22 protein-coding genes are annotated in these 25,000 nt (G+C 30.5%); 16 read left to right on the top strand and 6 right to left on the bottom strand.

Going from position 1 to position 25,000, the window contains the following annotated elements:
- Positions 1 to 148 precede the first annotated feature (148 nt).
- The gene (locus BD821_RS13875) at positions 149 to 358 is read left to right on the top strand and encodes an integrase core domain-containing protein (protein WP_169994200.1); all 210 of its coding nucleotides are present in this window, start codon (positions 149 to 151) and stop codon (positions 356 to 358) included.
- Positions 359 to 378: 20 nt separating this feature from the next.
- On the opposite strand, the gene BD821_RS12175 is transcribed toward BD821_RS13875, so the two are convergent.
- The 5 genes from BD821_RS12175 to BD821_RS12195 all read right to left on the bottom strand — a co-directional run bounded on the left by BD821_RS12175 (position 379) and on the right by BD821_RS12195 (position 4,463).
- The gene (locus BD821_RS12175) at positions 379 to 753 is read right to left on the bottom strand and encodes a TnpV protein (protein WP_104410715.1); all 375 of its coding nucleotides are present in this window, start codon (positions 751 to 753) and stop codon (positions 379 to 381) included.
- 436 nt (positions 754 to 1,189) lie between these two features.
- Positions 1,190 to 1,849, bottom strand: coding sequence for a Crp/Fnr family transcriptional regulator (locus tag BD821_RS12180; RefSeq protein ID WP_104410716.1), 660 nt, complete (start codon positions 1,847 to 1,849; stop codon positions 1,190 to 1,192).
- A gap of 66 nt (positions 1,850 to 1,915) precedes the next feature.
- A complete protein-coding gene (locus tag BD821_RS12185) occupies positions 1,916 to 2,149 on the bottom strand; it encodes a heavy-metal-associated domain-containing protein (protein WP_104410717.1) in 234 nt (77 codons plus the stop codon).
- Positions 2,150 to 2,166: 17 nt separating this feature from the next.
- Positions 2,167 to 2,463, bottom strand: coding sequence for an iron-sulfur cluster repair di-iron protein, ric (locus BD821_RS12190; RefSeq protein WP_104410718.1), 297 nt, complete (start codon positions 2,461 to 2,463; stop codon positions 2,167 to 2,169).
- Positions 2,464 to 2,594: 131 nt separating this feature from the next.
- Complete coding sequence (locus BD821_RS12195; protein WP_104410719.1) at positions 2,595 to 4,463, bottom strand: heavy metal translocating P-type ATPase; 1,869 nt, start codon at positions 4,461 to 4,463, stop codon at positions 2,595 to 2,597.
- A gap of 286 nt (positions 4,464 to 4,749) precedes the next feature.
- On the opposite strand from BD821_RS12195, the gene BD821_RS12200 reads away from it, so the two are divergent.
- The 11 genes from BD821_RS12200 to BD821_RS12250 all read left to right on the top strand — a co-directional run bounded on the left by BD821_RS12200 (position 4,750) and on the right by BD821_RS12250 (position 17,869).
- The gene (locus BD821_RS12200; protein ID WP_226104582.1) at positions 4,750 to 5,409 is read left to right on the top strand and encodes a TVP38/TMEM64 family protein; all 660 of its coding nucleotides are present in this window, start codon (positions 4,750 to 4,752) and stop codon (positions 5,407 to 5,409) included.
- A 286-nt stretch (positions 5,410 to 5,695) separates the two neighbouring features.
- A complete protein-coding gene (locus BD821_RS12205; protein ID WP_051652366.1) occupies positions 5,696 to 6,241 on the top strand; it encodes a TetR/AcrR family transcriptional regulator in 546 nt (181 codons plus the stop codon).
- A 17-nt stretch (positions 6,242 to 6,258) separates the two neighbouring features.
- A complete protein-coding gene (locus BD821_RS12210; protein ID WP_104410721.1) occupies positions 6,259 to 9,096 on the top strand; it encodes a hydrophobe/amphiphile efflux-3 (HAE3) family transporter in 2,838 nt (945 codons plus the stop codon).
- Positions 9,097 to 9,920: 824 nt separating this feature from the next.
- A complete protein-coding gene (locus BD821_RS12215; protein ID WP_104410722.1) occupies positions 9,921 to 11,642 on the top strand; it encodes an ABC transporter substrate-binding protein in 1,722 nt (573 codons plus the stop codon).
- 69 nt (positions 11,643 to 11,711) lie between these two features.
- Entirely contained in the window at positions 11,712 to 12,674 is a 963-nt protein-coding gene (locus BD821_RS12220) for an ABC transporter permease (protein ID WP_104410723.1), read from the top strand.
- An 11-nt stretch (positions 12,675 to 12,685) separates the two neighbouring features.
- On the top strand, positions 12,686 to 13,609 hold the full coding sequence (opp4C, locus tag BD821_RS12225; protein ID WP_104410724.1) for an oligopeptide ABC transporter permease: 924 nt from the start codon (positions 12,686 to 12,688) through the stop codon (positions 13,607 to 13,609).
- Positions 13,610 to 13,622: 13 nt separating this feature from the next.
- The gene (locus tag BD821_RS12230; protein ID WP_029451004.1) at positions 13,623 to 14,600 is read left to right on the top strand and encodes an ABC transporter ATP-binding protein; all 978 of its coding nucleotides are present in this window, start codon (positions 13,623 to 13,625) and stop codon (positions 14,598 to 14,600) included.
- On the top strand, positions 14,601 to 15,569 hold the full coding sequence (locus BD821_RS12235) for an ABC transporter ATP-binding protein (RefSeq protein ID WP_029451003.1): 969 nt from the start codon (positions 14,601 to 14,603) through the stop codon (positions 15,567 to 15,569).
- 135 nt (positions 15,570 to 15,704) lie between these two features.
- The gene (locus BD821_RS12240; protein WP_104410725.1) at positions 15,705 to 15,920 is read left to right on the top strand and encodes a hypothetical protein; all 216 of its coding nucleotides are present in this window, start codon (positions 15,705 to 15,707) and stop codon (positions 15,918 to 15,920) included.
- A gap of 153 nt (positions 15,921 to 16,073) precedes the next feature.
- The gene (locus BD821_RS12245; RefSeq protein WP_104410726.1) at positions 16,074 to 17,429 is read left to right on the top strand and encodes a glucose-6-phosphate isomerase; all 1,356 of its coding nucleotides are present in this window, start codon (positions 16,074 to 16,076) and stop codon (positions 17,427 to 17,429) included.
- Positions 17,429 to 17,869, top strand: a complete 441-nt coding sequence (locus tag BD821_RS12250; RefSeq protein ID WP_104410727.1) for a YaiI/YqxD family protein — start codon at positions 17,429 to 17,431, stop codon at positions 17,867 to 17,869. The genes BD821_RS12245 and BD821_RS12250 overlap by 1 nt, the downstream gene beginning before the upstream one ends.
- Before the next feature lie 237 nt (positions 17,870 to 18,106).
- Here the strand turns inward: BD821_RS12250 and BD821_RS13525 are convergent, their stop codons facing one another.
- Positions 18,107 to 18,298: a hypothetical protein gene (locus BD821_RS13525; RefSeq protein WP_104410728.1), complete on the bottom strand. Its 192-nt coding sequence runs from the start codon at positions 18,296 to 18,298 to the stop codon at positions 18,107 to 18,109.
- Positions 18,299 to 18,493: 195 nt separating this feature from the next.
- Between BD821_RS13525 and BD821_RS12260 the strand changes: the two genes are divergently transcribed.
- The 4 genes from BD821_RS12260 (at position 18,494) to pcrA (ending at position 24,984) form a co-directional block, all read left to right on the top strand.
- Positions 18,494 to 20,527: a triple tyrosine motif-containing protein gene (locus BD821_RS12260; protein WP_104410729.1), complete on the top strand. Its 2,034-nt coding sequence runs from the start codon at positions 18,494 to 18,496 to the stop codon at positions 20,525 to 20,527.
- A 44-nt stretch (positions 20,528 to 20,571) separates the two neighbouring features.
- Positions 20,572 to 21,243 (top strand): lytic transglycosylase domain-containing protein, encoded by a 672-nt coding sequence (locus tag BD821_RS12265; protein WP_029450997.1) that lies wholly within the window; start codon positions 20,572 to 20,574, stop codon positions 21,241 to 21,243.
- Between the two features lie 189 nt (positions 21,244 to 21,432).
- Complete coding sequence (locus BD821_RS12270) at positions 21,433 to 22,158, top strand: pseudouridine synthase (protein ID WP_104410730.1); 726 nt, start codon at positions 21,433 to 21,435, stop codon at positions 22,156 to 22,158.
- A gap of 582 nt (positions 22,159 to 22,740) precedes the next feature.
- Positions 22,741 to 24,984, top strand: coding sequence for a DNA helicase PcrA (gene pcrA, locus BD821_RS12275; protein WP_104410731.1), 2,244 nt, complete (start codon positions 22,741 to 22,743; stop codon positions 24,982 to 24,984).
- Positions 24,985 to 25,000 lie beyond the last annotated feature (16 nt).

The following is a 25,000-nucleotide window of genomic DNA, read 5'->3' on the forward strand; positions in this document are numbered from 1 at the left end:
AAAGGTGAAGAAATGCTTGAGCCGTATGAGCGGGAAACTCTCACGTACGGTTCTTAGATGAGGGAAAGGGAGAAATCCCTTTTTCTTAATCGATTTTACATCAAGAGATTTCAATGATTTTTGCGAGAAAAATCATTTGCAGCAAAGCATGAGCCGTGCAGGTTGTCCATATGATAATGCGCCAATGGAGCGTTTTTATAATACACTTAAAAACGAATATTTCAACCTATATTCCTTTAATTCGCCAGATGAATTGGATCGGGGAATTTATGAATTTGTGTATGTAAAATACAATCACATTAGACCCCGCTCTTATAATGGAGGGCTTACGCCTTATGCAGCACGCTGTGCTGCATAAGGAAATTCTATACTGTAGTGTTACAATTTTGCTTGACTAGGACATACTATTTCATTAAATATAACTTCTTCAGCCATCAGATTTGCCATATTCATAAGTCTTACCCATTCAAGCTGATTGGTTTGTTTTAGTTCTTCGGTGATGTTATACTGCTTAATGTAGCTTTCCATTAGTTGGTCAAGCATTTCGTGTGCAGATATATCAATATTGTGAAGATACTCATTTAATTCTCCGTTTGCTGTTAGCGAAAACCAAAGTTCTCGTTTATTGTTTTTGATAAAGTTTTCGTGAAGTGAGCCATATTTACCAATGTTGTAATTGGTTTCATTTTCTAACTTCAAGTTAGGATATAAAATTCCGTTGATTTCAGTATAAGTAATGTTCGATTTTTTCATAGTATAAAACTCCTTTAATATCTATTTTGAATAGTCGCAAGTGGCTTTGAGGTGTGTGGATATGCAAAACTATTTCAAAACATTATTGGCTACATTTTGGCTACAAAAATTTTAGTAACCATATAAACAAGGTGTAAAAGCCGTTGTTTTACAAAGTTTTCTGTACTGAAATTAAGGATTTAGAGGGTATAGATGTCAAGAGCGTCCGAGTGGGAGTAATTATAAGAGAGCCCCAAGCCCTTATATAACAAGGGCTTGGGGCTCTTATATTTTTAAAAATCGTCTTCATGATTTTTATTAATCAATATTCCCAGTTCATAATCATTACAATAAAAAGCTGTACATAACCTTCTAGGATTACTAACAAAAGTTAAACTAATCTTGATAGTACAAATTACTCTTTCACTTGAATCATATCAACCATCTTTATAGAAAATTATATATTTTCTAATTTATTGTGGTCTAAAACAATAATTGTCTTTTTATCCCTTTTAATAAGTCCTTCTTTTTCTAACAACTTAAACTTGCGGGACAATGTTTCAGGAGTTGTTCCTAAAAACGCTGCAAGTTCCTTCATTTTCATAGGTAATACTACGCAATTTTCTTCTTTAACTTTTGAAAGGTTAATTAAATAGGTTGCTAAACGTTCTTCTACCTTTTCCATCACTAAAAACTGTGTTTGTTGTTCTAATTTTAATGATTTTTCTGCATTGATTTCTAATAGCTTTAAAGTAATTTGGGGATATTTCAATAATAGTTTCTGAAAGTCTGATTGCCGCAAGACACAGACTTCTGTTTGTTCTAGCGCTTCACCAAAAAGGGTATTATTATCAGCTCCAAATAATTGATTTTCACCTTCATATCCACCTGGTTCAACAACTCTTAATAATTGTTCTTTTCCAGTTACAGATAGTTGATATACTTTCATATTTCCACGAGCCACAATGATCAATTGAGCTTCTTCATCCGGAGAAAAAACCAGTTCTCCTTTTTCTACCAAGTGATGAGTTACTAATTCATTAATTTTCTTTTGATCTTCAATATTTAAATGATTAAAAAGTGGTACTAATGAAACACAAAGATGGTTATATGTCATGGAAATCCCCCCCTTTTAACATGCTAATGTTTAATTATCAACTGTATTATTCGAAATAGTTCTATATTAAGAATCTTTTTCAACTGCTTTTAAAACAAGATAGCCCATATCTTCTATTGCTTTTTTAATATCAGCAATAGAAGTTTTTTCTTTATCAAAATTGGCCTTGACTTTACTGGCGTTAAAAAGTACCTTTACACTTTGTTGATCTACACCATCAACACGTTTTACTGCACTCTCTATTTTTTGCATACAAGTTGGGCAAGCTAATGTTTCTAACGTAAAAATTGCTTTTGCCATTGATAACTCCTCCTTATTTAAATTTCTTCATAGATATGATCTGCTTGTTCTAACATATGATATGTTGCGACAAATGTGGGACAAACATCTGTGGGAATAGCATAATTATTTGTGAGTTTTCGTAATTCAGTAAATTCCAGATCTAAATTTATTGTATCTGTAATACTACTTTGTATTTTATCTTGAATAGCTGTATAAATTTTTTTAACACCAAAAACTTCTGGATGATGTTCTTTATGAGCACGCGTAATTGCAGTTGTATATAAATCTAAGATTTCCTGGTTTTCTTTGAAATATTTTAATACATTTGCCATAAATAATCCTTCTTTCTCTATTATACTACTTATTAGGCTGTTTTTAATATGGTTCATGTCTCTAGGTACTTATATATTGCTTTTGATATTTATATTATATATAATTTACTATGATAAAAACTTGATATCTATCAATTTTTTATCAAATCATCTTTTAGTGAATATTTTAATAAGCGCATACCGTTTAAAATAACAACTAAAATACTTAATTCATGGACAAGCATACCGATGGTCATGTTCATCCATTGACTGAAAATTAAACTTAACAATAAAATAATAACCACACCAATAGCAATCACAATATTTTCTTTCATGTTTCTTGCAGTGGCTTTACTTAAACCTAGTGCATGAGGTAGTAGACTGAAATTAGAGTTCATCAAAACAATATCAGAGGTTTCAATAGCAACATCAGTTCCATTTCCCATTGCAATGCCGACATCTGCTAAAGCTAGGGAAGGACTATCATTTACACCATCTCCAACAAAGGCAACAATTTGACCTTGTTTTTGTAATTGATCAATATAAGCGGATTTATCTTCTGGAAGCATATTCCCATGTGCCTCTGTTAGACCTAACTGTGTTGCGACTAAATTCACTGTTCCTTGATTATCCCCAGAAAGAACTATAAGATTTTTTACACCCATGGCTTTAAGTTTTTTTAAATCTTCTTTTACGCCTGTACGAATTTGATCACGAATTCCAAGCAAAAGTTTTAATTCATCATCTATGGCTGTTAAAACTAGGGAATCACCATTTTTTTCAAAGGTAGCAATATCAGTTACTATTTGTGGATTTAATAAGATTCCTTCATTTTTTATCAACGTTACATTTCCAACAATAACTCGATGTCCCTCAATGGTTGCAATGATACCACCACCTTTTATAACTTCAGTGTTGGTCACGAGACTTGTAGGAACCTCGCCAATACTTTCCAATATAGCTTTTGCCAAAGGATGATCTGATTCTTTTTCAATGTTAGCTAGATAACGAAAAGCATCTTTTGATTCTGTTCCATAAATTGATTGTTCTGCGACTTTTGGACTCCCCATTGTTAACGTTCCTGTTTTGTCAAATACAATTGTATCTACGTCACTGAAACTGTTAACTACTTCACTACCTTTTAGTAAAATTCCATTTTTAGCACCATTTCCGATGCCTGAAACATTTGAAACAGGAACTCCTATGACCAAAGCACCTGGACACCCTAATACTAAAATGGTAATAGAGAGTTCAAGATTACGAGTAATCACCCATACAAGAATTGCTAGTGCAAGAACAATAGGTGTATAGTATTTAGAAAATCCATCAATAAAACGTTCTGCCTCAGATTTTGAGTCTTGTGCTTCTTCTACTAATTCAATAATTTTTCCAAAGGTTGTATCTTCGCCAACTTTATCTGCTCGAATTTTCAGCGTTCCATTTTCTAAAATCGAACCTGCGAATACTTCACTCCCTTTTACTTTTGTTAAAGGAACAGATTCACCTGTGATGCTTGCTTCATTAATATAGCCATCTCCACTTAAAACAGTACCATCAACAGGAACCTTCGCCCCAGTTTTAACCAGTAGAATGTCTCCTTCCTCCACTTCCTCCACATCAACCTCTTTAAAACTACCATCGTTTAACTGAAGCAATGCATTTTCAGGTGCCATAGCTATTAGTTCTTTAATGGCTGATCTTGTTTGATTCAATGTTCGTTGCTCTAAATAAGCTCCAAACAGAAATAAAAATGTGACAATAGCTGATTCTTCATAGTTGTGAATCAAAAACGCTCCAAATACTGCAATAGTAACCAATAAATCAATGCTCACTACATGAACCTTCAGTGCTTGATATGCTTGTATTGCAATAGGCAAAACACCTATAACGGAGGCAATTACTAATGAACTTATTACTATATATGAGTTTTGTAGAATAAAGTGGCCTACCAGAGCTACTAAAAGTAAAAAACCATTTACTAACACAATTTGATTTTTCTTTCTCAAAATATATTTTTGCATGACGATTCTCCTCTCTCTCTTATTCTTGACATTATTATAGTGCTTTCAAAAAGAAAAAAACTTGATAGCTATCAAGTTTTAAAATCTCTTTTTATCTTTTTGTAAACTTTATTAAAACGGGTTCACCTTAATATATCTTAATTTATATTGGGAATGAGGAAGGGGTAAGTAATATATAGGTATAGGTGTAGCGTATTTATTAGATTTAAGATAAAATTAGTATATACACTTAAATAATATTATGATGGGATAATTTTAAGAGATAGGAGTGGTAGATTTGAAACCAATGAAGAAAACAAAATTATTGGAAAAGCTACGTTATCTTCCCTTAATTTTTATGGGGATATTCTTTGTATATTTTGCATTTAACTTTAGAGAATTATCAGTTAATGATATTTTAAATTATACGCCATCTAATTATTTTTTAGCAGGAGTTATAATGGTATCTTTTTTCGCAATAAAATCAATTTCTGTAGTTATCCCTCTTACACTTCTTTATATTAGTTCAAGCATCATATTTTCTTGGTATTGGGCTATTATAGTAAATCTAATAGGATTGTTTGTTAGTATGACTATTCCTTATTATATAGGAAAGTTTTCTGGAAAAGATGTAGTAGATAAATTAATGTCCAAATACCCTAAAATTAATAAAGTAAATGATATCAAAGTAAAAAACCAGTGGGCTTTTGTATTTATTGTAAAGATATTAGGGTTTATACCTAATGACGTAAGTAGTATAGCCTTAGGTTCATTGAATACAGATTATAAAGCATTTATTATATCTTCTGTACTGGCTAAGACTCCAATGATGTTAGCTAAAACTTTAATAGGAGCTAATATTAATCAACCAGGGAGCAAAGGATTCAAAGTAGCAATTTTAATTTCAATATTAGTTTTTATATTTACTGTGGTTATTTATTGGAAAAACAAAGATATAAACAAATAAAGAGTTAAAAACATCTAAAATAGACTAGTGATTTTATAAAAATTAAGAATAATATGAGTAAACAGGGTTAGTGTAATATATTAAGTGATTTATAAAATGTAAATTTTGTATGATTCTAATTTGTCTATACAAAATAGAAAGCCTATAATCCTCATTTAAAATGAGGATTATAGGCTTTTGTTTTATTTTAGACTTGACAATATAAGTTGTATACCATAATATAAATATAGGTAAGTACTTACTAACATTAGTAACAATCATGAAAAATAAGGAGGTGCTAAAGAAAATGAATAAAGAAGATAGAAGAAAACAAATATTAGATGCAGCCATGACGGTATTTACTGAGAAGGGCTTTAATGGAAGTACCACTTTGGAAATAGCAAAAGCAGCGAATATAGCGGAGGTGACATTGTTTAGATACTTTTCATCTAAACAGGAAATATTTTTAGAAGGCATTAAGCCTATTCTATTTAGTACTTTAGAAGAAACGATAAATGCTTCAAAAGAATTAAATGCTGAAGAAAAATTAGAATATATATTATATGAAAGGATTAGTTTGATATCAAATAACTACAAAACAGTTAAATTAATACTTACAGAAGCACCGCTTTTAGAGGAGCTAGGTAGTGAAAACTTTATGAGTAAAATACTACAGATTCTTGAAAGTATGCTTACTCAAATAGGTGTATCTATAAATGATAAAGGTTTTATCTTAAGAATATTAATGGGGTCAATATTATCATTTTTATATATGCCTGAAATGGATGAAGAAAACATTAAAAATTATGTTAGTAAAGTTGTGTCTATTATATTAAAAGAAACTAATAAATAAGGCAGGGTGTGACTTGTATGAATAAGTTATTTAAATGGATAGGTAATTTAATAGAGAAATGGTCTGTTAAGACACTATTAGTTACAATAGCACTATTTGCAATATTAATTGCTGGCGTGTCAAATGTTAGAATGGCAACAGGAAACGATACCTTGGTTAAAAATGATAATGAAGTATATATATCAAATAAGCAAATGGAAAATTCATTTGGTGGGGATGCAATTCTAGTTCTTTTTACAGATCATGCAAAAGGAAATTTATTATCATATGAAAATCTGCAAAAGATGTGGGATGTAGAGCAAAGATTTAAATATGAAGAAGATATCTTTTCTTTTATGAGTCCAGCAAGTATAGTTCATCAAATGACTCAAAGGCAAAGTATTGAAATAAAAAATCAGGTACTTACATTGAGTGATGGTTTAGATGAGATGAGTTCTAAGATGATAGACCTTGGGAATGAACTTAATTCAAAGGATATAAAGGATCCAAAAGAAATAGAAGAAAAGTTAAATGGGCTATCTGATTCCACAGAAGCATTTAATAAGCTTATTGCAGGTCAAGATAACCTTACAGAAGGTGCAAAACAGATTCAAGGGGGACTGTTTACTGCAGCGGATGGATTAGGCATAGCATCTAACCAACTAAAAGAACTAAGTGAGTTAACGGGTGAAAATGTAACACTAAAAGTGAAATTAATGGCTATATCAGAGAATATAAGTGCAAGCTCTAAAGGTATTAGGACCATGGGAGAAAAAACAACTAATGTTCAAGATGGAACTAAAAATACTTCTAAAGCACTAACAAATGTTAGTGACAAGTTAACAAAAGAGACCTCATCTATGAAAGAAGGTTTAACAGGTGGAATTTCTCCAGTTGAGTTAAAAGAAATGGCTGAAGGCTTTGTTGTTATGGGAGAGAAACTTGGAGATGTGTCTAAAGGGCTTAAGATATTTCATACTAAAAGCAATATGATGATAGCTGATATACCTGGGGACCAATCACAATTAGACAGTATATTATATGATGAAAACAATAAAATCAGATTAATGTTTTCTGATGTAGTTATAGATGATGAAAGTAGTTTAATGGTTGTAAAGCTCAAGGGGAACCTGGGAGATGAATATAAGGATCAAGTAGTTAAAGATTTAACCACAGTATTAGAAAATGAAGGGTTTAAGAATCTTTCTTATGTTGTATCTGGAAAACCAGTGCTAGATTCTTCACTTCGAACTGAGATGAAATCTAATATGAAGGTTATGGTTGTATTAGCAGTCTTAATAATGTTTATCGTCCTTGCCCTTGTATTTAAAGTTAAGTGGAGGATACTTAGCTTAGGCATTATTTTGGTATCTGTAATAACAACTTTGGGATTTATGGGAATTTTGAGTGTACCTATCACCATGGTATCCATGGCAGTTTTCCCTATATTAATAGGACTAGGTATTGATTACTCCATACAATTCCATAATAGATATGAAGAAGAAAAGTCAGTAAAAAGAACAATGAATCAAATGGGAAAACCAGTAGCTGTAGCTGTCTTTGCTACAGTACTAGGGTTTATATCCTTATATGCTTCACCAGTACCTATGATTCAGGAATTTGGTAAGATGTTAACTATAGGAGTAATAATAAGCTTTTTAGGAAGTATATTCTTACTTATGCCTATATTGAATTTGAGGCAAAAGATCAATAAAAAATATGAAATTAATACGGAGTCTAGTAAAAAGGAAATCGTAGAAAAGGAAACGCTATTAGATAGTATATTAAAAAATTCTACAAAGATAGTAATAAGATTTTCAATCCCAATATTGATTATTGTAATAGCTTTATCATTCACAGGATTTTTAGTCGACAAAAATGTGGGGGTGGAAACAGATATTGAGACCTTTATGCCACAAAATATGGAGGCTTTGAGAGATATACATTCTATTAGAGATAAGGTAGGTTCAACAGACCAAATGGCTATCTATATTAAAGATAGTAATATATTAACTGAGGAAAACATCGGTTGGATACAAGAAAAGACAAAGAATATTGAAGATAAGTATGGTGATATTGTAGTAGGAGTAAAATCTATAGATACATTAGTTAACAATATTTCATCGGAAAATAACTTAAGTTATGAAAACTATATAAATATAGTGGATACTTTGCCAAAGCAACAGGTAAGCATGTTTATAAATGATGATAAAACGGAATCTGTAATACTTTTAAATATAAAACATTTATCAACTGAAAGATTACAAGACTTTACAAAGCAGCTGAAAGACGACTCCAGTGATACAACTATGCAAATTCAAATTACCGGAAAGAGTGTTTTAGATGTGGAAATGGTAAATGGGTTGACAGCGGGAAGAGTTAAGATGACAATTATAGGTTTGGTACTGGTGTTTTTATCCCTTCTTCTAACATATAAAAACCTTATTAAGGCATTAATTCCAATAATTCCAGTGGCGTTAATAATAGGAATGTCCAGTGGCTTAATGTATCTGATAGGCATTAAGTACACGCCGATTACAGCAACTCTAGGAGCATTGGTTTTGGGTATGGGCACAGAGATGACAGTTATGCTACTTGAAAGATATATGGAAGAAAGAAAATCAGGAAAAGATAAATTAGAATCTATGATAACAACTGTCACTATGATAGGAAATGCTATTGTGGCATCAGGACTTACTACAGTAGGTGGATTTTCAGTACTAATGGCTTCTAGATTTATAATTCTAAGAGACTTTGGGTTAATGACTGTTATAAACATTACATTAGCTTTACTTAGTACATTTATAGTATTACCACCAATTATAATGCTATTAGATAGATTTATTTTAAACAAAGAGGAAATGAAAAATGTTTAAAAATTATCAGTAAATATTAAACTATTAAATTAGTATAAATCAATAATTAATCACAAAAGTATTAACATAGTGTAAACATAAGCATGAAAACTGAATAGAAGATAAAATTATTAAATTTAATTTTAAAAAAAGAAGTTCTTATTATAAAATAAGAACTTCTTTTTTTATATAATAAAGAGAAAAAACATTCATTATATAATATAATAAGTATATAAAATCAATTAAAGAACAACATATAGTATTTTAACTAATTAAAACATTCTCATAAATGAATTTTAAGATTCATAAATATATTAAAATGTATAATAAAAATAATAATGAAATACACTTTACATCATATTAATATTATGATATAAATATTTTTAACACAAAGTTAATATGAAATAAAAATCGACTTATGAATCTTCAAATAAATATATACTATATTAAGTGAGTTATTTTAATAATATTATGTAAATAATAAAATTGACAGAGAATTTGATATATGATAATATATATTTATCTAATTAAATGTTAACAGTTTAAGAATTATTCATAACTTCAGATAAAGGATATCCTTTACATTAATCAATTCAGTATTTTATCAAATTAACAAAACATTAATAAAGTAAGTAAAAGAACAGTAATTTACTAATAAACTTATTTATATAGGCTTTGTTTCAATTTCATTTATCAGAATCTTTCATATGTTTTTATTATTAAATATAATGTAGTTCTACATCAAGATAAATTCATTGTACCTAAAACAATATTTACGGGGAAACTTATAGGTACAGTGTTATTTAAATATAAGAAAATTAAAAAAATTAAGAGGGGGAACGTTTATGAAAAGAAATAAACTTCTTACTACAGTTGCTGGAGTAGCTACTTTAGCTATAACATTAACAGCCTGTGGTAATAAGGCTCCAGAACAAGTCGGAGAGACAAAGAAACCAGAAGGTGACTTAAATAATAAGGCAACTGAAGTTATAAAGGCTGAGGATCCTTCAAAAAATCCAGATGCAGCTAAGAATAGAAAAGACACCATAGTAATAGGTATAGATGCTCCAGATGGAATCTTTAACCCAGCATATCATGAAAGCGTATATGATAGATATGTAGCTGACTCTATGTTTGCATATATAGCTTATGTTAAACATGATGGAACACTTGAAGATGGATTAGGCTCAATCGCACTTTCAGAAGATGGATTAACTTATACAATAACTTTAAAAGATGGAGTTAAATGGAGTGACGGTACTCCAATTACAACTGATGACTTAGAATTTTCATTCTTTGTTAAGGCAGACAAAGCGTATGATGGACCATCAGACATTAGTGCTTTAAAGATAAAAGGATTGAGTGCTTACCATGATGGAACTTCAGATAAAATTGAAGGCATAGAAAAAGTTGATGCTAAAACTCTTAAAGTTACATTAGAAGAAGTTAATGCATCTGCTATATATGATATGGCATTTCAACCAATGCCTAAAGCATTCTACGGACAACATTATAAGCAAGGTGAAGGAGACAAGCTTCAAGCAGTTCATAGAACTCCAGAATTATTCTCCGGTCCATATAAATTAAAGGAATATAAAGAAGGACAAAGTGTAATATTGGAAGCTAATGAAAACTTCTTCCAAGGTAAGGCTAAAATTCCTAATTTAATATATAAAGTTACAAATAAAAATACTGCAATGCAGCTATTAGAGACTGGTGAAGTTGATATAAATGCTTTAACAGTTAGTACTGAGAACGTATCACAAATTAAATCTAAAGGATTCTTAGATCAACATATATACCCAACAAATGGATATGGATATATGGCATTTAACCATAGAAAAGAAGCTTTAAAAGATGTAAAAGTACGTCAAGCTATAGCACATGCTCTAAACAGAGAAGCTATTGTACAAAACGTTTATAAAGGATATGCAAATGTTATAAACATTCCTCAATCAAAAGTTTCATGGGCTTACACAGATGATGTTGATAAATATGAATTTGATAAAGAAAAAGCTAATTCATTATTAGATGAAGCAGGATGGAAAAAAGGCGCAGATGGAATGAGAGAAAAAGATGGGAATAAGCTTTCCATAAAATTCTTAGCATCTACACCAAATGAAGTTAATGATGCAATACTTGCTATTGCTAAGGGCGATTTTAAGGATGTTGGTATAGAATTTTTACCAGAACAAATGGACTTTAATACAGTAAGAGCTAAAGTAAAACAAAAAGATGGAGACTATGATATGTACTTCATGGCTTGGGGATTAACACCAGACCCAGATCCTACTACTATATTTAAAACTGGTGGATCACAAAACGAAATAGGATATTCTAATGCAAAAGTAGATGAGTTAATATCGAAGGGTTTAAAAGCTACTAAGCAAGAAGATAGAAAAGTAATATATCAAGAGATGTACAAAGAGTTAAATAGAGATCTTCCATACATCTTCGTTTATCAAAGAAGAGATATGTGGGTTGTTAACTCAAGAATTAAAAATGTAGATGTATCTCCTTATAGAGACTTCACTATTGATTTAGGTAAATATGAGATAGAGCAATAATTAAACTATTATGTGCCCGGAGTATTACCGGGCACATTTAGGATATATTATTTAGAATGGGGGATAAAAATGAGGCAATATATATTGAGAAGGCTTCTACAAATGATACCAGTAATAATAGGGGTATCTATAATTTTATTTACGGTATTTGCCTTGGCACCAGGGGATGCTGTAGACAATATTCAAAATCCTAAAATGACAGAAGAAAAGAAACAAGAGTTAAGAGTACAATACGGACTAGAAGGAAGTATACCAAAGCGTTACATAAATTGGGCTTCTAAAGCTATAAAATTTGACTTTGGAATGTCAGTAAAACATAAGATGCCAGTTAAGACTGTAATTAACACCTATGTTTGGAACTCATTTTACTTATCTATGTCTTCATTTATAGTAAGTGTAATAATTGCGGTACCACTAGGAGTAATTTCAGCTACTAAACAATACTCGGGATTTGATATGTTCTTTACGGTATTTGCATTAATCGGAATTTCAATACCGTCATTTTTCTTTGGTATGTTACTTATAAAATGGTTTGCGGTAGATTTAAGATTATTCCCAGTGTCAGGAATGACGGCACTTGGAGTATCAAAGACCTCAGGAGGACATATTTTAGATGTTATGCATCATATGTTCTTACCGTTTATAGTTTTATCTTTAGGAAGCGTTGCATCACTTATGAGGTATACAAGGACAAGTATGCTTGAAGTTATAAGACAGGACTATGTAAGAACAGCTAGATCTAAAGGACTTACTGAAAAGGTAGTTGTTTATAAGCATGCTCTTAGAAATGGTTTAATACCAGTTATAACTATATTAGGATTTTACCTTCCAAGTTTGTTCGGTGGAGCTATTATAACAGAGCAAATATTTGTTTGGCCTGGAATAGGTAAGGTTGCAATAGAAGCTATTAATGGAAGAGACTATCAATTATTGATGGGATTCGAAATGCTTTTAGCTATACTAACTTTAGTGGGTAATTTAATTGCGGATGTTACATATGCAATAGTAGACCCAAGAATCAGACTTAAGTAGGGGGTGGGGAAATGTCAGAGAATACTAAAAATAATAATAATATACCAGTAGTTGAAAAAAAGGAAAAGATTGAAACTCCTTTTAAAACTATATGGAAAAGATTAAGAAAAAACAAGCTTGCTATGGTAGGATTATTTATACTAGTAGCTATGGTTTTAGTCTGTGTATTTGGACCTTTCTTCACACAAGATCCAAACAAAGTAAACTATACAGATGGATTTTTAAAACCCTCTTCTAAGTACTGGTTTGGTACTGATACACTTGGAAGAGATATATTTGCAAGAACACTATCGGCAGGGAGAATATCTTTGTTTGTTGGTATTGCTTCTGTTATTATTCAAGTAGTAATAGGAAGTATACTAGGTGCAGTGGCAGGTTACTATGGTGGAATAGTAGATACTATTATAATGAGAATAGTTGATATATTTATGAGTATACCATCATTACCACTTCTCATAGTACTTGCGGCTATACTTTCAGATCTTGGTATAAGACCTGAAAGAAGAATATTCGTTGTTATGGCAGTTATAGGTCTTTTAAACTGGCCAGGACTTTGTCGTATGGTAAGAGGACAAATATTATCCCTTAGGGAACAAGAATATATGGAAGCTGCAGAAGCTCTAGGGCTTACTGATTCAAGAAAGATGTTTAAGCATCTTTTGCCAAATACAATACCTGTAATTATAGTATCTGCAACTCTTAGTTTAGGAGGAGCGATTCTATCAGAGTCAACACTAAGTTTCTTAGGACTTGGGGTTCAACCACCAACAGCATCTTGGGGTAATATGATACAGTCAGTTTATGATATGTATAATATTCAATATAGACCTTGGCTTTGGATGCCGCCAGGAATTGCTATATTTTTAACAGTTATGGCTATAAATTTATTTGGTGATGGTTTAAGAGACGCAATAGATCCTAAGTTAAAGAAATAGAGAGGTGATAGTGATGGCCAAAGATTTAGTAGAGTTTAAGAATTTAAAAACTTATTTTTATACAGAAGATGGCGTAGTTAAAGCGGTTAACGATGTTAGTTTTAAAATAAGAGAGGGAGAAACTGTAGGAATAGTTGGTGAATCAGGATGTGGTAAGTCAGTTACTTCAATGTCCTTGATGAGACTTATTCCAAGCCCTCCAGGAAAGATAGTAAGTGGAGACATATTGTTTGAAGGAAAGAGCATACTAGCTTTAAGTGAGGCAGAAATGAGAGAAATAAGAGGCAATAAAATGTCTGTTATATTCCAAGAACCTATGACCTCTTTAAACCCTGTATTCACTGTGGGCTTTCAAATATCTGAAGCAGTTATACTTCATCAAAAGTTGAGCAAAGAAGAAGCGAGACAAAAAGCTATTGAAATGGTAAAGCTTGTTGGTATTCCAAGAGCTGAAAAAATTGTAGATTCATACCCACATGAACTTAGTGGTGGTATGAGGCAAAGAGTAATGATAGCTATGGCATTATCTTGTAATCCAAAGTTACTTATTGCTGATGAGCCAACTACAGCTCTTGACGTTACAATTCAAGCTCAAATATTAGATCTTATGAGAAATATAAAAGAAAAGTTAAATACCTCAATAATGCTTATAACACATGACCTTGGTGTTATAGCTGAAATGGCAGATTATGTTGTAGTTATGTATGCTGGAAAAGTAGTAGAGGAAGCTGATGTTAAAACTTTATTTGCAAAACCTATGCATCCATATACTACAGGACTTTTAAAATCAAAGCCAGCTTTGAATCAAGAAGATAAAAGATTATATTCTATACCAGGACAAGTTCCTAATCCTATTGGAATGCCGGATAACTGTTACTTCTGCGAGAGATGTGAAAAAGCAATGGACATATGCAGAAAGAAGATTCCACCATTAGTTGAAATCGAGCCAGGACATAAAGTAGCATGTTGGCTTTATGAGGAGGAGAAATAGATGTCAGAAACAATTTTAAAGGTTGAAAACCTAAAGAAGTATTTCCCTATTAAAGCAGGAGTATTTTCGAAAACAGTTGGACAGGTAAAGGCAGTAGATAATGTTTCTTTTGAAATTAAAAAAGGTGAAACATTCGGACTAGTTGGTGAATCAGGATGTGGAAAAAGTACTACAGGTAGAACTATCCTTAGGTTATTAGAAAAAACTGATGGAAAAGTTATATTTGAAAATAAAGACCTTAATGAGCTTACAAAAAAGGAAATGAGAGGGTTAAGACCTAAAATGCAGATTATATTCCAAGATCCTTATAGCTCCTTAAATCCAAGAATGACTATAGGAGATATAGTTGGTGAGGCTATGCTTCAACATGGTCTTTGTTCAAAATCAGAAATTAGTGACAAGGTGGTAGAAACTTTAAAGATTTGTGGACTTGCTCCTTATCATATAAGAAGATATCCTCATGAATTTTCAGGGGGACAAAGACAAAGAATTGGTATAGCAAGAGCACTTATAATGAATCCTGAGTTTATAGTTGCAGATGAGCCAGTATCAGCTCTTGACGTTTCAATACAATCACAAATAATAAACTTAATGATGGACTCACAGGAGAAGAATGGTTTCTCATATTTATTTATATCTCATGACTTAAGTGTTGTTAAGCATATATCTCATAAAGTTGGAGTTATGTATTTAGGATCCTTAATAGAGGTTGCTCCTAAAACTAAATTATATGAAAATCCTCTTCACCCATATACCCAGGCACTGCTTTCAGCGGTACCTATACCAGACCCTACATTAAGAAGAGATAGAATAATATTAAAAGGGGATATCCCAAGTCCTGCAAATCCACCATCTGGATGTAAGTTCCATACAAGATGTCCTTATGCTATGGACGTATGCAGTAAAGAAATTCCTGAATTTAAAAATGTGGGAGATGAGCATTTTGTTGCTTGTCACCTTGTAAAATAACATATAAGATTTTAGAGCATCTATGGTTTAAATCCATAGATGCTTTTTCAAAATTTTAATACTTTAATATTATGTAGTATTTAATTATATATTGTGATAATATTAATATAAATTTAACTCTTAGGAGGAATTGAGATGTTTTTAAATAATAATCAAGAAGGTCTTGAGGGACTTACTTTTAGGCCTGACGAAGAACTAGAAAATGAACCAAAGATAAAGCAAGAAAAATTTTCAGCGAAGGATATATGGGCAATAATTTTAGCACAATACTCAATATTAATTCCTATAGCATTAATATCAAGTGCTATTTTTGGAGTACTACTTTTCTTAATAACAAGGCTTATGAGATAATATTTTAATGTATATAAACTAGAAATTTTAATTTAAAATTCTAGTTTTTTTATTTTTAGTAATAATAAGATTTACTGTTTAGATAGAATAAAAATTAAGTAAATGGTAGAATTTATTATAAGAAGAGTATTAATAAAGCTAGGAGTGAAATTTATGAATAAACCGCTAAGTTTAGATTTGAAAAATATTAAAGATTACATAGAAGATAAAGAAATAGAGGCTATAGAAAATGAAGTACAGCTTGCACATAAAACACTTCATAATGCCACAGGTCTTGGGTCAGAATTTTTAGGATGGCTTGATCTTCCGGTAAATTATGATAAAGAAGAGTTTAGGAGAATAAAAGAAGCTGCTAAAAAGATTAGAAAGAATTCAGAAGTTTTATTAGTAATAGGCATTGGGGGATCCTACCTTGGTGCTAGAGCTGCTATTGAAATGTTAAATCATAGTTTTTATAACATCTTAAATAATGATCAAAGAAATTCCCCAGCTATATTTTTTGTGGGTAACAATATAAGCTCTACATATATGCTAGATCTTTTAGAAGTTATAAAAGATAAGGATATTTCTATAAATATAATTTCAAAATCAGGAACCACCACAGAACCAGCTATTGCATTTAGAATATTTAAAGATCTTTTAGAAAAGAAATATGGAAAAGAAGAAGCAAGAGAAAGGATATTTGCTACCACAGATAAAGAAAAAGGTGCACTTAAATCTTTATCAGACAAAGAAGGGTATGAAACTTTTGTTATACCTGATAATGTAGGCGGTAGATTTTCTGTTTTAACTGCTGTAGGGCTACTGCCTATTGCAGCCTCTGGAGTAGACATAGATAGTATTATGAAGGGTTCAGAAAAGGCTATGGAAGACTTTGCTCATGATGACTTAAAGAAAAACAATTGTTATCAATATGCAGCAGTTAGAAATATTCTTTATAGAAAAGAAAAAAACATAGAAATCATGGTGAATTATGAACCATCTCTTCATTATTTTTCAGAGTGGTGGAAACAGCTATATGGGGAAAGTGAAGGTAAAGATAATAAAGGTATATTCCCGGCAGCAGTAGACTTTTCTACAGACTTACATTCTATGGGACAATACATTCAAGATGGTAGAAGAAACTTATTTGAAACTGTATTAAATGTAGAAAAACCAAGAAAAGAAATAATTATAGAAAAGAACAAAGAAGATATAGATGGATTAAACTTTTTAGCAGGAAAAACCATGAACTTCGTTAATAATAAAGCATTTCAAGGAACCCTTTTAGCCCATAGTGATGGAGGAGTACCTAATATAATAATAAATATTTCTGAAATGTCCCCATTTAACTTTGGATACATGGTTTATTTCTTTGAGAAGGCTTGTGCCATAAGTGGATATATATTAGGAATTAATCCCTTCAATCAGCCAGGTGTGGAAGCTTATAAGAAAAATATGTTCGCTCTATTAGGAAAACCTGGGTTTGAAGATTTAAAGGATGAACTTGAAAAGAGATTGGAAGATTAATGAGGATTATTGTGGATGGAGACTCCTGTCCGTCTAGAGATATAATAGAGAAGGCTGCAAAAGAGCTTTCAATAGAGATGGATATATTTTGTGATTTAAATCATCATATAACAAGTGATTATAGTAATGTTATATATATGGACAGTGGATTTCAAAGTGTAGACATGGCTATATTTAACCATGTGAAAAGCGAAGATATAGTTGTAACAGGAGACTTTGGTGTAGCCTCTATGGTTATAGGTAAAGATGCTTATGCTGTATCTCCAAAAGGTTATGTGTTTACTGAAAATAATATAGATAGATTGCTTTTTGAAAGACATATATCTCAAAAGATAAGAAGATCTGGAGGTAAGACTAAAGGGCCGAAGAAGAGATTGGAAGAAGATGACGTAAGGCTTTATAATAGTATTATAACTATTATCAAAGGATTTATTCTATAACTACCCGCTCTAATACTCACATCTTTTTCAAAGTGGGAGTAAAAAGCGGCTACGACCTTGGAACGATTTCTAAGCTTCAGCTGCAGTAAAACCCCAATCTATGCAAAAAGCCCTGTTTATGAAATCAAAATAAGGTTTATGAAGATAAGGTAAAGTTACCATATAAAGAATAAAATCTAAAGAACTAAAATAAAGATAAAAAAGATACCCAGCTATATATCAGCTGGGTATCTTTTTTTAATCTCCGGGCTTAAATCTTTTTGAGTGGTAACCTTCCATTGGTATTTCGGGTAGAAAGTTGGTATTGTCTATCATTTCAACTAGTGGAGCTCCATTAATATTATTTACATACAAATTCAAGCTTTTAAGAGTACCGTTATGAGGGTTGGTTTTTAGTAAGGTATCCAAATTATCGTCATTTATTTTCATAAAGTAGGGATAAATCCCTTCACCTCCTTTATTATTATTTTTACCATTAATTTTCTTCTTATACCGTCAAAAATCTTCCTTTACTCAAATAATTTGGTGAACGAATATAGTAATAAAAAGAAGGAATGTTATTACATAATATGGAATAGGAATATGTAGAAATGAAATTATATTTAACTAAAAGGAGAGAGTAATATGGAAATTAATTTTAATTTAAGTAGCCCTCAAAGAAAGGGTGAGAATATAGAAATTACTGTTGACTCAAAAAAAGAAAACTTATTATATAAATTTTTCATAGGATTAGATGGTATTTGGCATACTCTTCAAGATTTTAGTAAATCAGATACCTATAAGTGGATTCCAAAAAAAAATGGGAAATATGTATTAATGGTTCAGGGTAAAGATAAAGATAGCAAGAAATCTTTTGATTATGTGACTAGAGCAGATTACATAGTTGGAATAGAAGATGAGCATATTATAAAGGAGATATTACTTGATAAAGAGGAATATTTAATAGGAGATAAAATCAATTTATCTGTAGATGCCTATAAAAGCAATCTGCTTTTTAAATACTGGTTAAAAATTAATGATGGCTGGGAATTAATGAAGAATTATTCCCCACAAGACACATTAAGTTTTACAGCAAATACTCCAGGTTTTTATGATGTTTTAATAGAATGTAAAGAAGTAAACTCTAAAAATAACTTTGATGATTTTAAAAAGATTAGTTTTAATATAAAGAATATTGATCCTGTAGAAATAAAGGATTTTAAATGTGTAACCCCTGATATAATGGTAGGAGAAGAACTTATATTTAAGATAAATTCAAATAGCAATGAAGAAAGGATGCTCATTTATAAGTTTTTTAAAATAGATTCTAAGGGTAATATAAAGTGTATACAGGATTATTCCACCAAAAACATAGTTTCTTATATAGAAAATATAAAAGGAAAATATAAACTTCTTTGTTTTGTAAAAGATATGTATTCTAATAGAGAATATGACGATAGGGCAGTAATAAATTATGAAGTGGAACCTTATAAAAAGATAAAAATAAAAGAATTAATAGCAGATCTTAGTTCACCACAGCTATCAGGTACTGAGATAAGCTTTAAGACTATTGTAGAAGGAGGTAAAAATTTATTATACAGATTTATTGTAGAGGGAACTTATAGTGAAGATACTGGGTACTCAAGAGAAGATAGTTTGTTATGGAAGTGTAGTAAAGATGGTGACTATGTTATTAAAGCTATGGTAAAAGATATAAGCTTTGAAGATGAGTATGAAGATATAAAGGAAATGGAATATTCTATAAGTAAGAAAGCTAAAAATCCTGTAATAATAAAAGATGTATCTGTGGATAAAAAGAAAGATATTATAGTAAACAAGCCAGTAAAAATAAAAGTAAAGGCTGAAGGTGGGCTAGAATTAAAATATTCTTTTATAGTATATTTATTAGATAAAGAAGTAGAAACTATAGAATATGGAGATTGTAACTCAGTTAACTTTACCCCCATGGTTCCAGGAGAATATTGTATAGAGGTCAGAGTTAAAGATAAATACTCAAATAAAGAATATGATTGTCATTGGATTTTGACACTTAATGTAAATGAATATGTGAAAGGGAATATAGAATATGTTTTAATTAATCCTAAAGAATATTATATGGTAGGAGATACTATTGATTTAGAAGTTGTATCAGAAAATACTAAAGATACATTAATTAAGTATATATTAAAGGTGGATGGACATTTAATTGAGGAAACTAGCTTTGTTAAAAATAAGAAGTATATATTTAAACCTAAATGTAGGGGAAGTTACTTAATAGAAATTCAAGGAAAGAGTGTGTATTGCGAAAAAGGGTATGATAGTAAAAAGCAGGTTAAAATAAAGGTTCATGATGCCTTACCTGTTATGAATACTAAACTTTTTATAGATAATACTAATATTTATATAAATGAACCTGTAGTTTTAAGAGTTGAAAATGAAGGAGGAATAGATGTAAGCTATGAATTTTATATTATGGAACAAGGGGAATGGAGAAAAGCACAAAGTTACAGCAAAAAAGATTATTATGCCTTTATACCTTTTGTACAAGGAAAATATAAGATTTTAGTTTTAACTAAAAGTAATTACAAAAATTGCTCCTATGAGGATTATGATATTTTTGAGTTTGAGACCTATGAAGAAATGGCAACAGTTCAATCTTTAGTTGACTATGCTCTTTAAAAAAATTACAATAGAGATATGTATAATAAATAGGTGGTGATTTTTTGGAGATAAAGTCAGCGGAAAATGTAATGAAGCTTCAGCTAATGACTCAAATGATGAAAGGTGCATTTAAAGAAGACTCTATTGCTTTTCAAATGGTGTTAGAAACTATGGCTAAGGCTATGAGTGATGAACAGAGTAGTAATGATTTATTAGAATCTCTTGGGCTAGAAGAGGCGGATCTAAGTCAGTTAGGTTATATGAAGGGACAACGTTTAAATACAAAAGATTTTAAAGATGAATTTATTTCAAGCCCTATAGGTAAAGATTTAAGATCAAATAATATGATAATTGAAGAATCAATAAAAGAAGCATCTAAAAAATATGGGATAGATGAAAAACTAATAAGAGCCATAATAAAGCAAGAATCAAATTTTGATCCGAAGGCCAAGTCTTGGGCTGGTGCAATGGGCCTTATGCAACTTATGCCTGAAAATGTAAAGGAAGAAGGCGTAAAAAACCCTTATGATATAAAAGAAAATATATATGCAGGTACAAGACACTTTAAAAAGTACCTAGATCAATTTAAAACTTTGGAAATGGCATTATCAGCTTATAATGCAGGGCCGGGAACTATGGCTAGAAGAGGCGTAGATAGTATAGAAAAGGCAGATAGGCTTCCTCTAGAAACTCAGAACTATATTAAAAAGGTTATGGGATATTATAAGGCATAGTATAAAAGTGAGTATATATATATATTCACTTTTTTCAATAATAACTTTTTAATAGAAGAACTTATCCAGGGGCGTAGCAGCCGTCATCCCCACCTTGAAGAGGATAGGGGTGTTACGGATGGTAGCCATCGGATAAATAACAAAATAAAGTACAAATAATGAAGTTTAATTTAAATAAAGGATGGTATTATGGAAAGATTAGATAAGATACTTTCAAACCTAGGATATGGTAGCAGGAAGGACATAAAGTCTTTAATTAAAAAAGGAAATATTATGATAGATAAAGAGGTTGTAAAAGATAATAGTATTCAAATAGATCCAAACAAGTCTATTATTGAAATAAATGGACAGGAGATATTCTACAGAAAATATATATATCTTATGATGAATAAACCAAAGGATGTAATCTCAGCAACCTTTGATAAATATGATGAGACAGTAATAGATCTATTAGAACCTGATTACATAGCTTTTGACCCTTTTACAGTAGGAAGACTTGATAAAGATACAGTGGGACTTATTCTTATAACTAACGATGGGGAACTTAATCATAAATTAATATCTCCTAAGTGGAATGTGGAAAAGGTTTATTATGCAAAAATCAATAAAGAAGTAGATGAAAAAGATATAAAAAGGTTTGAAGAGGGAATGGTTATAGATGATGGATATAAATGTTTACCAGCAAAATTAAAAATAATATCTTCATCTAAAGAGGGCTCAGAAATAGAACTTACAATACAAGAAGGAAAATTTCATCAAGTAAAAAGGATGTTTGAAGCATTGGATAAAGCAGTTACTTATTTAAGAAGAACAAGGTTTGGACCTATTTTATTAGATGAAAATTTAAATGAGGGAGAATACCGAGAACTTTCTGACGAGGAGATAGAATCATTATATTCATGTGCTAAAAAATAGATAGAGATAAACAAAATTCTTTTAGCATTTATAAGATGTATAAGAGATCCTAATATATACAGCAAAAGGTATTATTCTTAATAAAACTATATATAAATTAAAATAATATTAAATGCATAGAATATAGAATGTTTAATGTGATAGTAAGATAAAAGTTACAATTTTATTTTAAAAACACCTTGCAATATTAAAAAAAGTTTAATATAATAGTTGTGCAAGGATGAATAAAAAGTATTAATAACCCCCTTTTTATTTATAAAAGCACAGCCTTTCCCCAAGGGTTGTGCTTTTGTTTTTTTAAAATATATTTAGACTTAAACTATGATTTTAAAATAAAATATAAACTTGTGGCTTATTTAGCGTATAAATGGTAGAATAGATATAAGAGCATAGGATATAAACTTATATTTGAAGGAACAGATTAAAAATAATAAATATCTGTTTATTGCTATAAATTAAAGAGAGAACATATAATCTTATTTTATTGTGCTTATATGTTATACTAGGATGGGTGACTTTGGCTTATTCTTTTGAGTTTATATTTTTTATATAAACTTTTTTTATTTACAGGAGGTAATTAATATGGAATTAAAAGAACTTTTAAACAAAGAGCAATATGAAGCGGCTACAACAATAGAAGGACCTTTGTTAATATTAGCAGGAGCAGGATCTGGTAAGACTAGAGTTTTGACATACAGGATAGCGCACATGGTAGAAGATTTAAATATATACCCATCTCAGATTTTGGCTATAACATTTACTAATAAAGCAGGTCAAGAAATGAGAGAAAGAGTGAAGTCTCTAATTGGAGAAACAGCAGACAATATGTGGATATCAACCTTCCACTCTAGCTGCGTTAGAATTTTAAGAAGAGAAATAGATAAGTTAGGATACAAAAAAAGTTTTACTATCTATGACAGCTATGACCAAAAGTCTTTGGTTAAACAATGCATGGAAGAATTAGATATTAATGATAAAGATATTACAGAAAATGAGATAATAAGCAAGATAGGGAAAGCTAAAGATAATCTAGTTACAGCATCAACTTATAAGAGAGAAAATGAAAGTAACTTTAGAGAAAATAAGATAGCTGAGATTTATGAACTTTATCAACGTAAATTAAAAAATAATAATGCTTTAGATTTCGATGATTTAATATTCAAAACTGTAGAGTTATTTAATTCATATCCTGATGTATTAGAGTTTTATCAAAAGAAGTTTAAATATATAATGGTAGATGAGTACCAAGATACAAATAAGTGTCAATACGAATTTGTAAGATTACTTGCTAAAGAAAGTAGAAATATTTGTGTAGTTGGTGATGATGATCAGTGTATTTATGAGTGGAGAGGTGCAGATATTAGAAATATCTTGGACTTTGAAAAGGATTATCCAGATGCTAAAGTTATAAAACTTGAAGAAAACTATAGATCTATGGAAAATATATTAGAAGCAGCTAACACAGTAATAAGCAATAATAGCGAGAGAAAAAACAAGGTTTTGAGAACTTCTAATGAAAAGGGAGAAAAACTTAAGGTATATAGGGCTTATTCTGATATGGATGAAGCACAGTTTATTTCATCTGAAATAAAGAGAATGATAAAAGAAGAAGAAAAGACTTATAAAGATTTTGCAATACTTTATAGAACTAATGCACAGTCACGTATATTTGAAGATATTTTTATGCGCGCAGATATACCTTATAGAATAATTGGTGGATTAAAGTTCTATGATAGAAAAGAAATAAAAGATATAATGGCTTATTTAAAATTTATAAACAACCCAGAAGATGAAGTAAGCTTAAGAAGAATAATAAATGTACCTAAAAGAAATATTGGAGATACAACATGTTCTAAGCTTCAGGAATTTTCTGTTTCTATAGAAGATGATTTATATAATGTTATGGTAGATGCTAAAAGTATACCAGGATTAACGCAAAGAAACATAAATGCTATACTTAAGTTTACAACTTTAATGGATGATCTTATTGATATGAAAGAGCAACTATCAGTTTCTAAGTTTATAGAGTATATCCTTAATGAAAGTGGTTATATTAAGGAATTAGAAAAAACTAATAATCCTGAGGATAAAAGTAGAGTAGAAAACTTAAAAGAATTGGTTTCAGCAGCTGTAGACTTTGAAAGAAGCTCAGAGGATAAAACCCTTTCAGCATTTTTAGAAAAGACTACTCTTGTATCAGATATAGATAATTTTGATAGAGAAGCAGATACATTGGTACTTATGACTGTTCATAGTGCAAAGGGATTGGAGTTTCCTGTAGTATTCATGGTGGGTATGGAAAACGGAATATTCCCTGGTAATGCATCTTTAAATGATCAAAAGGAAATGGAAGAGTCAAGGAGGCTTTGTTATGTTGGTATAACAAGAGCCAAAGAAAAGCTATATATGACATCAGCAGAAGTTAGAAGAGTATTTGGAAGAGCGGTTAGTTATAGTCAATCTGACTTTATAGATGAAATAAATCCAGAACTTGTAGAACATATTAAGGTGAAGACATTAAGAGAACCTAGAAAAAGAACAAAAGCAAAGGCGGAGTATAATCCTCATAGTTTAAGAGCAGATTATAGTGAGGAATCTTTTACTAAGGCATTAAATAGAATGGAAGAAAAGATACAAAAGGGTACCGGTGAATTACTTACAAAAAAAGAAGCAACCATTGGTAGGAAGATAGAGCATTCAAGATTTGGAGTAGGTACTATAATAAATACTCTAGAAGAAGAGGATGATTTAAAAATAACTATAGCATTTGATAATATGGGAGTAAAACAATTTATACTTAGTTTAACCCCTTTACAATTATTGTAATACGTTATAAGGAGTG

The organism is Clostridium algidicarnis DSM 15099 (assembly GCF_002934235.1).
Taxonomy (GTDB): domain Bacteria; phylum Bacillota; class Clostridia; order Clostridiales; family Clostridiaceae; genus Clostridium_L; species Clostridium_L algidicarnis.

Excerpts from the sequence above, each read along its gene's own strand:
- BD821_RS12260 (WP_104410729.1), top strand. The coding sequence starts at position 18,494 with ATGGAAATTAATTTTAATTTAAGTAGCCCTCAAAGAAAGGGTGAGAAT.
- BD821_RS12235 (WP_029451003.1), top strand. The coding sequence starts at position 14,601 with ATGTCAGAAACAATTTTAAAGGTTGAAAACCTAAAGAAGTATTTCCCT.
- BD821_RS13875 (WP_169994200.1), top strand. The coding sequence starts at position 149 with ATGAGCCGTGCAGGTTGTCCATATGATAATGCGCCAATGGAGCGTTTT.
- BD821_RS12180 (WP_104410716.1), bottom strand. The coding sequence starts at position 1,849 with ATGACATATAACCATCTTTGTGTTTCATTAGTACCACTTTTTAATCAT.
- BD821_RS12220 (WP_104410723.1), top strand. The coding sequence starts at position 11,712 with ATGAGGCAATATATATTGAGAAGGCTTCTACAAATGATACCAGTAATA.
- BD821_RS12190 (WP_104410718.1), bottom strand. The coding sequence starts at position 2,463 with ATGGCAAATGTATTAAAATATTTCAAAGAAAACCAGGAAATCTTAGAT.
- BD821_RS12210 (WP_104410721.1), top strand. The coding sequence starts at position 6,259 with ATGAATAAGTTATTTAAATGGATAGGTAATTTAATAGAGAAATGGTCT.
- BD821_RS12185 (WP_104410717.1), bottom strand. The coding sequence starts at position 2,149 with ATGGCAAAAGCAATTTTTACGTTAGAAACATTAGCTTGCCCAACTTGT.
- opp4C (WP_104410724.1), top strand. The coding sequence starts at position 12,686 with ATGTCAGAGAATACTAAAAATAATAATAATATACCAGTAGTTGAAAAA.
- BD821_RS12175 (WP_104410715.1), bottom strand. The coding sequence starts at position 753 with ATGAAAAAATCGAACATTACTTATACTGAAATCAACGGAATTTTATAT.
- BD821_RS12250 (WP_104410727.1), top strand. The coding sequence starts at position 17,429 with ATGAGGATTATTGTGGATGGAGACTCCTGTCCGTCTAGAGATATAATA.
- BD821_RS12200 (WP_226104582.1), top strand. The coding sequence starts at position 4,750 with ATGAAGAAAACAAAATTATTGGAAAAGCTACGTTATCTTCCCTTAATT.
- BD821_RS12230 (WP_029451004.1), top strand. The coding sequence starts at position 13,623 with ATGGCCAAAGATTTAGTAGAGTTTAAGAATTTAAAAACTTATTTTTAT.
- BD821_RS12195 (WP_104410719.1), bottom strand. The coding sequence starts at position 4,463 with ATGCAAAAATATATTTTGAGAAAGAAAAATCAAATTGTGTTAGTAAAT.
- pcrA (WP_104410731.1), top strand. The coding sequence starts at position 22,741 with ATGGAATTAAAAGAACTTTTAAACAAAGAGCAATATGAAGCGGCTACA.
- BD821_RS13525 (WP_104410728.1), bottom strand. The coding sequence starts at position 18,298 with ATGAAAATAAATGACGATAATTTGGATACCTTACTAAAAACCAACCCT.
- BD821_RS12240 (WP_104410725.1), top strand. The coding sequence starts at position 15,705 with ATGTTTTTAAATAATAATCAAGAAGGTCTTGAGGGACTTACTTTTAGG.
- BD821_RS12215 (WP_104410722.1), top strand. The coding sequence starts at position 9,921 with ATGAAAAGAAATAAACTTCTTACTACAGTTGCTGGAGTAGCTACTTTA.
- BD821_RS12205 (WP_051652366.1), top strand. The coding sequence starts at position 5,696 with ATGAATAAAGAAGATAGAAGAAAACAAATATTAGATGCAGCCATGACG.
- BD821_RS12245 (WP_104410726.1), top strand. The coding sequence starts at position 16,074 with ATGAATAAACCGCTAAGTTTAGATTTGAAAAATATTAAAGATTACATA.
- BD821_RS12270 (WP_104410730.1), top strand. The coding sequence starts at position 21,433 with ATGGAAAGATTAGATAAGATACTTTCAAACCTAGGATATGGTAGCAGG.